10 protein-coding genes are annotated in these 14,277 nt (G+C 56.8%); 6 read left to right on the plus strand and 4 right to left on the minus strand.

The window, feature by feature from the left end:
• Positions 1-66: 66 nt before the first annotated feature.
• Positions 67-969, plus strand: a complete 903-nt coding sequence (locus tag SV7mr_RS06845; RefSeq protein ID WP_145270441.1) for an alpha/beta hydrolase — start codon at positions 67-69, stop codon at positions 967-969.
• A 24-nt stretch (positions 970-993) separates the two neighbouring features.
• Here the strand turns inward: SV7mr_RS06845 and SV7mr_RS06850 are convergent, their stop codons facing one another.
• A complete protein-coding gene (locus SV7mr_RS06850; protein WP_145270443.1) occupies positions 994-2,655 on the minus strand; it encodes a vWA domain-containing protein in 1,662 nt (553 codons plus the stop codon).
• A 565-nt stretch (positions 2,656-3,220) separates the two neighbouring features.
• Here SV7mr_RS06850 and SV7mr_RS06855 point away from each other — a divergent pair.
• The 3 genes from SV7mr_RS06855 to SV7mr_RS06865 all read left to right on the plus strand — a co-directional run bounded on the left by SV7mr_RS06855 (position 3,221) and on the right by SV7mr_RS06865 (position 7,865).
• Complete coding sequence (locus tag SV7mr_RS06855; protein ID WP_145270445.1) at positions 3,221-4,588, plus strand: hypothetical protein; 1,368 nt, start codon at positions 3,221-3,223, stop codon at positions 4,586-4,588.
• 332 nt (positions 4,589-4,920) lie between these two features.
• Positions 4,921-6,228 carry a beta-ketoacyl-[acyl-carrier-protein] synthase family protein gene (locus SV7mr_RS06860; RefSeq protein ID WP_145270447.1) on the plus strand — a complete coding sequence of 436 codons (1,308 nt, stop codon included), beginning with the start codon at positions 4,921-4,923 and terminating at the stop codon, positions 6,226-6,228.
• Between the two features lie 203 nt (positions 6,229-6,431).
• Positions 6,432-7,865 carry an NAD-dependent malic enzyme gene (locus SV7mr_RS06865; RefSeq protein ID WP_145278154.1) on the plus strand — a complete coding sequence of 478 codons (1,434 nt, stop codon included), beginning with the start codon at positions 6,432-6,434 and terminating at the stop codon, positions 7,863-7,865.
• Between the two features lie 45 nt (positions 7,866-7,910).
• Here SV7mr_RS06865 and SV7mr_RS06870 read toward each other — a convergent pair whose 3' ends face one another.
• Positions 7,911-9,725: a phospho-sugar mutase gene (locus tag SV7mr_RS06870; RefSeq protein ID WP_145270449.1), complete on the minus strand. Its 1,815-nt coding sequence runs from the start codon at positions 9,723-9,725 to the stop codon at positions 7,911-7,913.
• A 285-nt stretch (positions 9,726-10,010) separates the two neighbouring features.
• On the opposite strand from SV7mr_RS06870, the gene glmM reads away from it, so the two are divergent.
• A complete protein-coding gene (glmM, locus tag SV7mr_RS06875; protein ID WP_145270451.1) occupies positions 10,011-11,360 on the plus strand; it encodes a phosphoglucosamine mutase in 1,350 nt (449 codons plus the stop codon).
• Positions 11,361-11,385: 25 nt separating this feature from the next.
• Here glmM and SV7mr_RS06880 read toward each other — a convergent pair whose 3' ends face one another.
• Complete coding sequence (locus SV7mr_RS06880; RefSeq protein ID WP_145270453.1) at positions 11,386-11,685, minus strand: hypothetical protein; 300 nt, start codon at positions 11,683-11,685, stop codon at positions 11,386-11,388.
• Between the two features lie 724 nt (positions 11,686-12,409).
• On the opposite strand from SV7mr_RS06880, the gene SV7mr_RS06885 reads away from it, so the two are divergent.
• The gene (locus SV7mr_RS06885) at positions 12,410-12,826 is read left to right on the plus strand and encodes an OsmC family protein (protein ID WP_145270455.1); all 417 of its coding nucleotides are present in this window, start codon (positions 12,410-12,412) and stop codon (positions 12,824-12,826) included.
• A 195-nt stretch (positions 12,827-13,021) separates the two neighbouring features.
• Here the strand turns inward: SV7mr_RS06885 and purM are convergent, their stop codons facing one another.
• On the minus strand, positions 13,022-14,080 hold the full coding sequence (gene purM / locus SV7mr_RS06890) for a phosphoribosylformylglycinamidine cyclo-ligase (RefSeq protein ID WP_145270457.1): 1,059 nt from the start codon (positions 14,078-14,080) through the stop codon (positions 13,022-13,024).
• Positions 14,081-14,277 lie beyond the last annotated feature (197 nt).

Genomic DNA, 14,277 nt, shown 5'->3' on the forward strand with positions numbered 1-14,277 from the left:
TCTGACCTTATTGTTCAGCGATTTAAAGCCAGCTGCGTTGCCTCTGGCCATCACGGAGACGTCTCGATGTATCGATCCTTTTTTCATGTCCTGACCATCGCTTTGGTTTTGACGGCCACGGTTCCCTCCCCTGCCGAGGCGCAAGTCAAGAAAGACCAGAAACTAGAAGATCCGGTTCCCGTGACATTGCACACGAAGGATAACCTGGATTTGACCGCCGTTTATCTGAAGTCCAACCGTGGCAAAGAAGCGGTGCCTGTGCTGTTGATCCATGAGTGGGAAGGTCAGATGTCGCCCTATCCAAAGCTGTGCCGAGCGCTGCAACAGGCCGGCTGTGCTGTGCTGGCAATGGACTATCGCGGGCATGGGCGATCCAACAAATTCATCAACGCGCGTGGCAAAGAGGAAACCTTCAAACTCAAAACCATGAATCGGCGTGACGTGGATGCCATCATGCGGGCCGACATGGAGTCTGCGAAACGGTTCCTGAAAGAAAAAAATAACGCCGGTGAATTGAACCTCAATGCTCTGATCTTACTTAGCATCGGCGATGGTGCGGTCCTCAGCGCAAACTGGACCAAGGTCGATTGGAGTTTCCCAAGCGTCGGGTCTCGTAAACAGGGACAAGACGTCAAGGGGCTGATCATGGTCGCGCCAAAGCGTATTCTCAAAGGCGTGACCATCGACACCGGCTTGAACGATCCACGTGTTGCGATGTTGCCAATGCTGATCACCTATGCCAAGGAATCGCCTGACGCCGGGGACGCTGAACGCATTGCAAGTCGAATGGAAGCGATCAAGCGACGCTTCAAACGAGAAGACTCGTTGCAAGTGGTGGCCGTCAGCGGTGGCGGCGGTGGACCCGCGTTGATGAATCAATCGCAGAGTGCCATTCGTGCTGTGATCGAATTCGCCAAGACTCAGGTTCCCGTGAGCGAACAAGAGAATCCTTGGATCGAACGTCCCTAGCAGGGGCGCTGATGTCGAATCGCTTCAGGGTTTGGGCACGTAGCGATACTGACCGCCGTTTTGCTGGGCGATGCTGCGCATCCGTGCTTCGCCCTCACGGCTGTGATAGCCAATGGTGTGAATGATGCTGGAGTGACTGGACTGACCAAAGAGGTTTTCGGAGTGATTGAGCTCGCGAAGGTGCTCTTCAATCCGCTGAGGAAATTCGCCGTCAGAGAGCAGGAAGATCACATCGGGTTGCAAGTCGATCGCGTACTCCAAGGCCTCGTAAGGCGCTTTGCCGCGATCCATCTGAATCTTGCCAGCCCAATTGGCAAAGGCTTGCTTATTCGCTTCGCTTGCGGTCACCGCAAAGTCCTCGCGATGGTCTCCGCGAAGGCTGAGATAGTCCGATTCCGTATCAAAGAAAATCACATAGAAACGTTGTTCAGCAGACAGCGCGTTGATCGCTTGCGTCAGTTCCCGGCGCGCTGATTCAAAAGCGGCTCCCATGCTGCTGCTACTGTCTACCAGATAAACAAAGTTGTTTCCGCCGCCTTCAATGCCGCAGAATTCGGTGTTCGCAGTGATCGCTTGGGGGGCGTCGGCCAATGTGGTCAACGTTTGCGAAGTCGCCGTCGGCAGCGCTGGATTGAGTGCTGGCTGGGAGATCTCGATCGTTGGCATGCCGACGACCGGCGGAATCGCCGCAGCAGGCAGCCCAAAGTCAATCTCCACTTCGGCTTCGCTGGGCGTGGTTTCTTCGGGCACCGCTTCGCTTGCCGCTGGGGTTTCCATCAAGTCAACGCTGAATGAATCGGCATCGCTGACCGATGCCTGGATGCTCACCTGATCCCTGGCATCGCGAGTGCCGAGTGTCCAACCGGCCAGCGAGAACAGCATCAGCGCGTGCAAGATCCCGCTGGCGATCCAAACCGCCGGACGACGTCGTTTTTTCGTGACCGATTGCTGTTGCGAAAGCTCCTGGATCTGCTGGTGATCGTTGGCGGCGGGGCGTGACAAAGGCTGCGTTTGGCTGGGGACTTTGCCGTTGCTTGGCTTGCGCTGGACGTTGCTTGGCTTGCGCTGGACGTTGCTTGGCTTGCGCTGGGATAGCGAGCTCCAATCAGCCGGTGGTCGTCGGGATTCAGCCGCCTGGACGGTCTGTTTGGGTTTCTGTTGTTGACTGGTTTGACGGCGTCCATCGCGTTTCGACTTGCGCGTCTTGCCAGGTCGATCACCTGCTGGTTTGGTCTTCGGTGGAACCTGCTCCGCGGTGTCGTCCAGGCGTCGAACGGGCGTGTCGGTCCCCGAGATGCTGGAGCTGAGCAGTGCCTGCAGCTCGATTTGTCGCTCCGCTGGCAAGTCATCAATCAGTTGCTTCACTTCCGCGTCGCTGGCTGGTTTGGGAAGCGGCCCCACAGAATGGCTGTTGGTGAGTTTGCAGATCGTCAGCTCCAGGGCGGCGGCTTGAGCGTCCAAACGGGCGGCGTCTGCTTGCCGGCGAACCACCTGTAATTCCAGCTGCAATCGGCGAAGTTGCTCAGCGTGACTGAGCTCAGCAGGGGCCTGCTCAGCATGACTGAGCTCAGCAGGGCTCTGCTCGCTGGATTCGATCTGATGAGCAACAGGGCCAGGCTGTAAGCCCTTTGTGTCACTACCGGAGAACGGCTGCTTTGTTTGCTTGGCTGATGATTGAGTTTTCATTGCCTGATCATTCCACCCACTGAAAAGGAACAGGGATCGGTCAAAAACCGACGCGCCGGCAAGGGCGTGAAATCAAGTTGAAAAGCAAAGTTGAGTAGACCACCCAAGTGGTCGTCCCGGCGATGGGGGCATTCTAACAACCCAATGTTGAGGTCGTGGGGTGTTATCTAGCTCTTTTTGACTGTGGCGTATTTGTCGCCCTAAACCGTTGCTTTTCGCTGTTGTGAACGGGCTCAGCCGGCGTTTGTAAGCGAGCGGTCATCAGATTCAGTGTTCAAGCCGACCGCTTTCAGTCGGCGTAGGTCAAGTTCGCCTTGCTACGCACGGGGAAGTCCGGTTATAGCCAACCTTCAATGGTTCGCCGTGGGACCGGAGCGGTCATCAATGGGATTGATGATCGCTGTGGAATTTCGGCGGCAACTGTTGCCAGTGCAGCAGCTGTGGAAGGTTTTTCGGGGAGCGGCGTCGCTTCAGATGGGAGGACCCGCAGCGATGTTGTTTTGACTGAACGGGTCGGTCTGACAGAATTGAGCGGTTCGGGCGAATGATCTACGGATGGAATGAAATGCGGAACTTATTGAGTCAAAAAAGGTTTGTCGGTGGCATCGTCGGCTTGGTGCTGTTGATCAACCTCGCGCTGTCAGGCAGCGTGCAAGCACAGGTGGCTCTGCCCGGCGTCGGATCCCTACCCAGTGGTGGTGCTGTTGCCAGTCCTCCACCGGCGGCGGTTTCGTTGCCATCGCCTGCGGTGGGTTTGCCACCTGGGATGGCCTCGGCAAATCCTGGTCCAGCGTCTGTGCCAAGTGCTGCTGGAATGCCCGCACCTGTGGTGACCACCGCTGGAACGGCGGCACTGCCAACGGGAGGCATGGCGACGGATCAGTTGCGTGGAAGAAATCCTGCAGGTTCTGCCGGGATGTCATCATCCAACCAGCTTCCCTCCACCGCCGGCCAGCAATGGCGAACCTACGATTTGCGTCCTTACACCGGTTACTTGACTCAGCACGATCAGCCTCAGCAAGCCATTGTGGATTGGGTGCTGCGTGAAACGGGGACGGATGTTTGGTTTTCTTCACCGCTAGGGATCTTGAATGCGGATCGCGATCGACTGACGGTGTATCACACACAGGAAATGCACGAAGTGATTGCCAACATGGTGGATCGTTTTGTTGCCGGGGAAAAAGATCCTCAGGTCATGCACTTGCGCGTGATGACCGTGGGCAGCCCCAGTTGGCGCAGTCAGTCCCACATGTTGATGCAGCATGTCAACGTGGACAGCCCTGGCGTTCAAGCTTGGTTGTTGAGCAAAGAGAATGCCGCATTGGTCATGAGCCAATTGCGTCAGCGCAGCGACACGCGGCAGATTCAAGCGATGGATTTGGTGACACACAATGGGCAGACGCAAAAATTGGCCAGTACACGCGGACGCAATTATGTTCGCAATATCCGCAAAGCGCCGACCGGTTGGCCGCCTTATGAACCGGAGACCGGCGAGATTCAAGAAGGCTATCAACTGGCCATCAGTCCCCTTTTGAGCGTCGACAAACGAGAGATTGACTGCGTGATCAAGGCCGAAATCGATCAGGTCGACAAACTGGTTCCGGTGGACTTGCAGTTACCGCTGCCCAACGGGCAAGCCTATCGCACGCGGATTGATGTCCCGCAAGTGGTCAGCTGGCGCTTGCATGAACGGTTCCGCTGGCCATCGGACATGGTGTTGCTGTTGTCCTGTGGCGTGATCGCCAGTCCCGAGCGAGTGGGCAATCCACTGCCGTTCTTGAACTTGAATTCGCTGACCGGAACAACCGCTGGTCGCGCCGACGCGCTGATGTTTATCAGTTACGGCGGCCGGGCGGCACAGAACATCGGTTCGGCTCCCGTCGCTCCGTTGATTTCGACCAGCCCTAACTTGGACACACGTGGACGGTTCTAGGCCAGTTGCATGCCGAGCATGCAGGTGAAGAAGCATGCAAGTGGATGACGAGGGCAGAGCGACAGGCCGGCTGGATCGCTGGTTTCGACTGCAGGCATGACTGGCGGTGTCGCATCTGGGCAGCCGTGTTGGTGTCGCACCACACCGGCACGATGCTTTTCCGCCCTTCACCGCAGAAAAAACGAGGGATCGCGGTAGAAAACCGCTGGCCCCCTCGGTCAAATCTGAGCTCGTGTTTAGAATGTGGCTGCTCCTTCACTTTGGGTTCTGCCCCCGGTCAGGAACATTGTCGGGTCAGAGCTTCAGTTGCGAATCATAAAGATTAGAGACACATGCAATCTTCCCAGAATCGTCGCGTCGTCATCACTGGCATTGGTGTGGTCACTCCGTTGGGCAACGATCCTGACCAGTTGATCGCGGCGCTTCACGAGGGCCAAAGTGGTATCAAACCGCTCAGCCGCGTGCCGCACGACGCACTGTCGGTCAATCATGGTGCTGAAGCCTGGCAATTCAGCGGCGACATTGCCGACTATGGCCCGCTGGACAAGCAGCTTAAGCGGGCGATCAAGAAGGGCAGCAAAGTCATGTGTCGAGAGATCGAGATGGGCGTTGCGGCGGCCCAGCTTGCCCTGAATGACTCTGGACTGACCGAAGAAAACCGTGATCCGCTTCGAACCGGTGTGGTCTACGGTTGCGATTACATCATGTCGCTGCCTCAGGAGTTTATCGCTGGCATCGCAAAGTGCCTTGATGACGAGGGGCAGTTTGACTTTTCCAAGTGGGGTCAGGAAGGCAAACCCGAAGTCAGTCCATTGTGGCTGTTGAAGTACCTTCCCAACATGCCTGCCAGTCATATCGCGATCTACAATGATCTGCGCGGTCCCAATAATTCCATCACTCTCCGCGAGTCATCTGCGGGGGCGGCGATGAGCGAAGCGTTCTCGACGATCTCACGCGGGCACGCCGATGTGTTGGTGGTCGGTTCCACCGGCTCCAGGATTCACTTGTTGCGTTCGGTGCATACACAATTGCAAGAAAGCTTGGCCGCCGAACGTGACGAACCAGAAACAATGTCCCGTCCCTTTAATGAGACGCGTGACGGTAGCGTGCTTGGCGAAGGGGCCGGCGCGATGATCTTTGAATCCTTGGAACATGCTCAGCAACGCGGTGCCACGGTGTTAGGCGAAGTGATGGGTTATGCCAGCAGTGCCGTCGGCCCCAACGCCGGGGACCAGAATCTGAAAATCGCTTTCGAAAACGTCTTGCGCGGTGCCTTGGGCAGCGAGGACCCCGCGAAAATTGGGCACATTCATGCACATGGCCTGGGCACGGTTCGCTCGGATGCTCAGGAAGCGGCCGCCATTGCAGAAGTCTTTGGCGAACCCTCGATGCAGCCACCGGTCACAACCGCCAAGGGGCACCTGGGGAACTTGGGTGGAGGTGCGGGGATGGTTGAGACCATTGCCAGTTTGAAAGCTCTCGGTGGCAAACTGTTCCCAATTCGAAATCTTGACGCACCTGCGGCAGATTGTCCGATCAATGCAGTGATCAACGCTCAGCAAGATGCCGGGGATCAGTTCATTAACCTGAACATCACGCCGCAGGGTCAAGCGACAGCCGTACGGATTCGCCGCGTCTAGTTCCCCAAGTCTGGTTGCCGTAGCAAATGCCGGGACGGTTAGCAGGCGAATTCCTGTGACCTATCTTTCGGGCTTCTGGAAAGAACGCTACAGTCCTTTAGCAGGCAAGTTACTTCGCCGGCGTGGGGAGCGAGTGTTGTTGGCCATTGGAATCGGCCATGGTTTCCCTGCGTCATGAATTCATGTTCCTGGGAAACATCGTCATGCATCAGCAAAGCCCGTCGTACGCCATCACTGTGCGTTTGCGCTATCACGACAGCCCTGGGTTGTTGGGGAAAATCACCACTGCGATCGGATCGGCCCACGGGTTCATCGGTGCGGTCGACATTGTCGGAGTGACCGAAGGGCAGATCACACGAGACATCACCGTCAATTGCTCGACCGTCGACCACGGCCAGCAGATCGTGACGGAGATCGCCAAGATCGACGGCATCACGATCATGCATGTCTCCGACCGCGTCTTTCTGATGCACTTGGGCGGCAAAATCGAAGTCAATTCGAAAACCCCATTGAAGACGCGCGATGACTTGTCAATGGCTTACACGCCCGGGGTCGCTCGCGTGTGTCAGTCCATTCATCAAGACCCCGACTCCTCGTTCGCGCTGACGATTCGTAAAAACATGGTGGCCGTCGTTAGTGACGGCAGTGCCGTCTTGGGACTGGGAAACATTGGCCCCGAGGCAGCCATGCCCGTGATGGAGGGCAAGGCAATGTTGTTCAAGGAATTTGCCGGCGTGGATGCGTTTCCGATCGTTCTGGCGACACAGGACACCGAAGAGATCATTCAGACCGTCAAGCGAATTGCACCCACCTTTGGTGGCATCAATTTGGAAGACATCTCAGCACCGCGCTGCATTGAAATCGAAGAACGTTTGGAGCAAGAACTGGAGATTCCTGTCTTCCATGATGATCAACATGGGACGGCGATCGTGGTGTTGGCGGCGCTGAAGAATGCCTTGCACTGCGTGAAAAAATCCATCGAGGACGTCAAAATCTTGATCAATGGCCCCGGTGCCGCTGGCACGGCCATCACGCGCCTGCTGTTAGATGCTGGTGCGAAGAAGATCGTTGTCTGCGATCGCGATGGAGCCTTGGGCCACCACTGCACCGATCTGAGTGGCGAACCAGCCAAGCAGTGGATCGTTGCGAACACCAATCAAGGCAACGAGGCTGGTGAGCTCTCCCAGGTGATTCAAGATAAAGACGTCTTTATCGGTGTCAGTGCCGCTGACGTCCTGAAAGCCGAAGACGTTGCCAGCATGGCAGCGGATCCGATTGTATTCGCACTGGCCAATCCCAATCCGGAAATCAATCCCGCGATTGCCGCACCTCATGTGCGAATTATTGGGACAGGACGAAGTGATTATCCCAATCAGATCAACAACGTGTTGTGTTTCCCCGGTCTGTTTCGCGGCGTGTTAGACGTGCGAGCTCGCGAAATCAATGGCGCCATGAAACTGGCCGCAGCCGATGCGATCGCCAGTGTGATTGAGCCGGAGAATTTGACCGATGATTACGTGGTGCCCAGTGTGTTCGACCGCCGTGTGGCACCGGAAGTCGCCAGAGCCGTCGCGCAGACGGCGATCGAAACCGGCGTGGCTCGCAAAAAATCAACCACCCAGTATCAAGTGGTTTGACACTGGGGCGGCCTGCATTGCTTGAACAGCTTCCTGGTTTGCGGCTTACTGATTTGCAGCGGCGAAGGCTTCCATATCGGATTCCAGGCCTTCAAGTCTTGCTGACAGGACTTGCTCGGCTTGGTCCAGGTCTTGCGAGGCGGCTTGATCGAGCTTGGTGAACATGTACAGCTTGATCTTCGGCTCGGTGCCGCTGGGACGCACGGCGACGTAATTCCCCGTTTCGGCCAAGTCCAGAATGATCAGATTGCCTGTTGGGCCGGCCAGCGGCGACGTCTGTCCACTGGCGGTGTCCGTGCTGACGTTGTTCAAGTAATCACGTACTTGAGCGACCTTCAGTCCGGCCAATTCCGAGGGTGGCGACTCGCGGAAGGCGGACATCAGTCGAGTCATCGCGGCCATGCCTTCGCTGCCTTTCATGAACAGGTTAAGCAAGTGCTCTTTGTGATAGCCATGTTTGTGATAAAGGCTTTCAAGGTGCTGGGCGAGTGAGACGCCCTTCGATTTCAGTTCGGCGGCCAATTCGGTCAGCAGCATGCAAGCGACGGCTCCGTCTTTGTCGCGGCAATACTGGCCAACCAGGTAGCCGTGGGATTCTTCGCAGCCAAAGACGAACAGGTCCGGGCCATTTGCGTCCATCGCCTTGGCGATGAATTTGAATCCAACCAGCAAGTCGCCAACACAGCGGACTGAATGCTCTTCGCTGATGCTGCGAACTAAATTCGTGGTCACCAGTGTTTTGATGACGTAGTGCTCGGGGCTTAGCGTGCCGGCTTCGGCTCGTTTGCGTAACACATAGTCTGTCAGCAAGGCTGCGATCTGATTGCCGGTGAATGTGGTCCAGGGGCCACTGGTGTCCGCAGTCACCGGTGCAGCAACACCCAGGCGGTCACAATCTGGGTCGGTGGCCAGGATCAAGTCGTAGCCCTGTGCCTGTGCTTCGCTGATCGGTTGTTTAAAGATGTGCTTGTTCTCCGGATTGGAAACATGTCCGGGAACATTGGGGAAGTCGCCACTTTTTTCTTCGTGCGGACCATAGACCTTCACGTCGTTGAAGCCATCTTGTTTCAGCATCGGCATCACGGCTTCGGCACCCACACCATGCAGTGGTGTGTACAGGACCTTGACGTCCTTCGGTCCGGCAAAGCCTTGTGGTCCGGCGGCAGCCAAGAAGGCTTCGTCAATTTCTGCGGTGATGAATTCGACCAGGCCTTTCTCTTGGGCTTCTGCAAAGGGCATCGAGCGAATCTGCTGACAATTCATCACGCGATCGATGATGTTCTTGTCGTGCGGCGGCAACACCTGTGCTCCGCTGGACCAGTACACCTTCACCGCGTTATCACTAGGTGGGTTGTGGCTGGCGGTGACCATGATGCCACAGTCACAGCCCTTGTGTCGAACCGCGAATGACAGCTGTGGTGTGGCGCGGTAATCATCTAGAAAGTAGACTTTAATTCCGGCTGCTGCCATGATGCCGGCACAGAGTTCGGCAAAGTGCCTGGAGCGGTGTCGCGTGTCATAGGCGATCGCACAGGACAACGATTCTTTGCCCTGGTTGTATTCAATGACATAGTCCGCCAAGCCTTGGGCGCTTTCGCCAATGGTGCGGTCATTGATCATGTTGGATCCGACCGGATACATCTGACCGCGACGACCGCCGGTGCCAAACGGGATGATGGTCCAAAACGCGTCGTCGAGTTCTTGCCAGCGTTCGTCTGCAATCAGAGCGATGACTTGGTCGCGGTAGTCTGAATAACGGTCCTCGGTCAGCCAAGCTTCAATGTTTTCGAACGCCGAAGGGACGAGGCGTTTTTCTTCGATGGCTTGTCGAACAGCTTGAGTAGCTTCTGCAGGTGTCATCGGCAATTCAGTCAATTGTGCGAAGGCATTGGAAGGGTAAGACAGGCGGTCCAATGGAGCCAGTCGATGGGGCCTTGTCCTGGGGAATGGATGGGATTCTATTAGTTTTTGGAGTGATCGTGCAACGACCGATGGGTCAGAATGCCCAACAGTTTGGTTGAATGGTCCAAACGCCCTCACTATTCCCAGATATTGTGTGCGAATGGTGTGCGCTGCCCTTCCTTCGAGCAGCTAGCGCCCGGGGGCGAGGGCGTTGGTTGAGATTTGTCAGTGGGTATCAGAATCATGTCAGCAAAGTTAATCATTAGTGTCAGCGGTTTGCGCGGGATCGTTGGCCAAAGCCTGACGCCGCAGGTCGCCAGCAATTATGTCGCTGCGTTTGCGTCGGTCTTGGAGCCGGGCCCGATTGTGGTTGCCCGCGATGGGCGCAGCAGCGGTCCGGTGCTAAAGGATTGTATCACGGCGGCGTTACGCGCCTGTGGACGGGACTGCTTGGACACAGAGGTGGCGGCGACTCCAACGGTGGGCGTCTTGGTCAAGCAACTTGGTGCGGCGGGTGCCGTCCAGATTTCTGCCAGTCACAATCCGCCTCCCTACAACGGCATCAAACTCTTTGGTCCCGATGGTCGCGTCTTGGATGCCGCGACGGGCGTGAAGATCAAACAGGCGTATCTAGACGGTGTCGCGCCCTGGGTTGGGTTCGATCAACTGGGACAGGTGACACAAGTTGACCAGCCGCACCACAGCCATTTGCAGGCCGTGCTGAAAACCGTCGATGTGGATGCCATTTCCAAAGCAACGTTTTCGGTTCTGATCGACAGCAATCATGGCGCCGGATCACTGTTGGGACAACAACTATTATCAGCGTTGAAGTGTCAGATCACCCTGCTCGGTGCAACGCCCGATGGGCAGTTTGATCATGTTCCCGAGCCGACCGCCGAAAACTTGAAAGGCGTTTGCCAGCAAGTGATTGACAGCGGAGCGGCGGTGGGATTTTGCCAAGATCCCGATGCTGATCGCCTAGCGTTGATTGACGAGCAAGGACGCTACATCGGCGAAGAATACACCCTGGCTCTTTGCGTCCAGCGTGCACTCTTAGAACCTGAAACCAAGGGCACCATCGTGATCAACGGCGCGACCAGTGGCATGAGCGAACGCCTGGCCGCCGCCGCCGGGGTCAAAGCGTTACGCAGTCCTGTCGGTGAGGCAAATGTGGCCGACCAGATGATCGCCTCTCAAGCGACATACGGTGGCGAAGGCAATGGTGGACCGATCGATCCTCGCGTGGGCTATGTCCGCGATAGTTTTGTCGGGATGGCGCAAGTGCTTGACCTGATGGTTCGAACCGGTAAACCGCTTTCGCAGTTGGCCGATGAGTTGCCGCGTTTAGAAATCTGTAAACAGCAGGCGACACTCGATAGCGATGGGCTGCCCGATCTTCTGAACCGCTTAGAGGATGCCTTTCCCGATGCGGAAGTCGACCGCCGCGATGGGCTGCGATTGGCGTGGCCGGATCGCTGGCTGTTGGTTCGTGGCAGCAACACCGAGCCGATCGTCCGCTTTATCGCTGAAGCCGAGAGCCAAGCATTGGCTGCGGAGTTGTGCCAGCAAGCACAGCAACTGGCACAGGCCTAGCGCTGCGGCCTCACGCTTGGTTCGCTCAGCCAACCAAAACATGATTGCAAATCTGCCCCAGCACGCCCGCTTGGCGAATCAGAGCGGTCAATGACTGGCGATCGGCTTCGCTAGGGGCTTGCCCTTGCAACACGATGCGCGAGCCTTCGAGACTGACTTGCAATCCAGCGCTGAATGCACGGACCTTGGGGTTGGTCGAAAAGGCAAACCGGATGCGTTTGATGACTGCGGTCTCTTGCGAGCTCTCTCGGTCTGACGTGTTCCGATGGGAGTCAGCCTGGACGGCGAAGGACGCGTCCGGCTGAGAGGTACTTGACTGTTGCATTGAAGCGTCTCCAGGTGGATGACTCACGCTGTTTGCGATCTCCGTTTGAGCGACTGAGCATCGCTCGAACGTTCATGGTCTGCCCAATTGTTTTGGCACCAGGCCGTGAGTCCATGGCTCGGCCGTAGGCGATCGATCGGTTCCATTGAACCAACCGCTTGCGTCCTTCAGGACTCGGCGGTGACTGAGTTGCGGATTGAGCTTTGCGATCACTTAAAACGGCCAATCTGTCAGGGGCCGGTAACGGACAACACGCATAACGCATCAGACCATCGGATCGACGGCGTTCATAACTTGAAGTCAATCCGGCAGGTTACGGAGATCTTAGGTCTGGGCGTGTACGATCATCAGCGCTGAGCGGTCAAACGGGTGGCCATTCATTACTATGAATTGTGCTTTCGCATGACGCTTGGCCAAGAATGAAAAAAGCGAGATTTTCCGCTTGGTCGGAGATCGGGCAAGTCAGGTTGTTCGGGGCAGCAGCGATCGCTAGCCCTCGGGGAGCACGTTTGCTGATCAAAAGAAACAGTGATGAACCGGTTCGCCGAGCCAGCCTGTGGAGTTGGCCCGACATCGTCGCTGGCAATACTCTGGCCTTGTCCGCTCGCTTGACTTATAACGACTGGCCAGAAGACCCTAGCGCACACGGAGGTGCGAACGCAGCGGAGCAACGACTGCTCGGCAAACGACACTCAAATCAGAAGAACGATAAAAGAGGATTGCGATGTCTGTGCAGATTGATGTGGTGTACCAAGGCTCCTTGGCGTGTCAGGCAACGCACGGCCCCAGCGGCAAGCTGCTGGTGACCGACGCGCCGCTGGATAATGGTGGCCAGGGCCAGTCGTTCTCCCCCACCGATTTAGTCGCAACGGGTTTGGGAGCCTGTATCTTGACCATCCTGGGCTTGGTGGCCGAGCGTCATCAGCTAAACCTTGACGGGGTGACCGTCAGTGTTGAAAAGGAAATGATCCAAAAGCCCGTGCGGCGGATTGGTGCGCTGCGTTGTCAGGTCAGGATTCCCGCTGCCTCGGTGGAAGAGGCTGACATGCGAACGCGTTTAGAGACCGCCGCTGGCAAGTGTCCCGTGCATGCCAGTTTGCATCCCGACATCGACGCGCCAATCAATTTCTATTACGAGTAGTGCACACCGCCGCGGTGGCTCCTTCTGAAGCCCGATGGAACCGTGGCTAACGCCAAAACGGCTGATGGCAAACCCGTCGGTTGCCGTGCTTGCACGCACCAATTGCCGTCAAAACGCTCATCCCGCAAAAACGAGGCTGTGGCGCCGGCGGGTTGTCGCTGCGGTTGTCGGTTGGGTTCGATGGCCGTGTTGGGCTTAAACGTAACTGACCTTGCCTTCACCTGGAACAATTTTTCCGATCGGGCTGGCGGCGATACCGGCGTCATTCAAACGCGTGCAGATCGCGTTGCTGTAGAACTCGCTGACCACCATCGTCATGCCGATGCCCATGTTGAACACGCGTCGCATCTCGGCGGTTTGCACGCTGCCCAGTTCTTGCAGCATGGAAAAGATCGTTGGCACGGTCCATGTGGTGGGATCGATTTCCGCATTGAGATGTTTGGGCATGATGCGATCGAGGTTTTCTTCCAGTCCGCCACCGGTGATATGGGCCAAACCGTGAATGACTTGCTTGACCTGATAGTGAGTTTGGATTTTTCGGACTGCGGAAACATAAATCGTTGTTGGGCGTAGGCAAGCCTCTGCCAAGGTTTCGCCACCGAGCGCATCGGGGCGATCCTCCCAGTCGAGTTTCGCGTCCGCGATGATTTTGCGAACCAGCGAATAGCCATTGCTGTGCAGTCCGCTCGAAGGCAATCCAATGACGACATCACCGTCAGCGATCTGTTTGCCATCGATCAATCGGCTTTTCTCGACCACGCCGACGGCGAAGCCCGCCAGGTCGTAATCGTCGTTCGCATACATGTCTGGCATGATGGCGGTTTCGCCACCCAGCAGCGACATGTCGCTGTCAACGCAACCATCACTGATGCCCTGGACCACTTTTTCCAGTCGAGCGGGATCATCCTTGCCCATGGCGATGTAATCTAGGAAGAACAGTGGTTCGGCACCGGTGCAAAGCAAGTCGTTGACGCACATCGCGACCAAGTCGATTCCAACGGTTTCGTGTTTGCCGGTCAGCTGGGCAATCTTGAGTTTCGTTCCAACGCCGTCGGTTCCACTGACTAAGACAGGCTGTTTGTAATTCCGCGCGAACAGCGGTCCGGCAAAATCCAGTTGGAACAGGCCGGCAAATCCACCATCGCTGGGCATGACTCGCGGAGTAAACGTGCGGTGCATGAGCTTTGGCAGTCGACGCATCGATTCGGCGTAAACGTCCAAGTCGACTCCGGCGTCTTTGTATGTAGCTGGCATGTTGCTGGGTCAGTGGTGAAGCGATGGATGGGGAGGCGAGCCGGTTGGCAGCGCGGCGGAACGCGTGGCCGTCACGCCCAGAGGCAACTGGGCAGCGACCGACCGGCGCCGTGGTACTTAGTTTGACAGGTTCTCGCGATTTTCGGTAGCCGTCTGTGACTATCGCCGCCATTAGAGCGGCTTAAGGTGTGGCGGGG

The organism is Stieleria bergensis, assembly GCA_007745635.1.
In the GTDB taxonomy this organism is placed as follows: Bacteria; Planctomycetota; Planctomycetia; order Pirellulales; family Pirellulaceae; genus Stieleria; species Stieleria bergensis.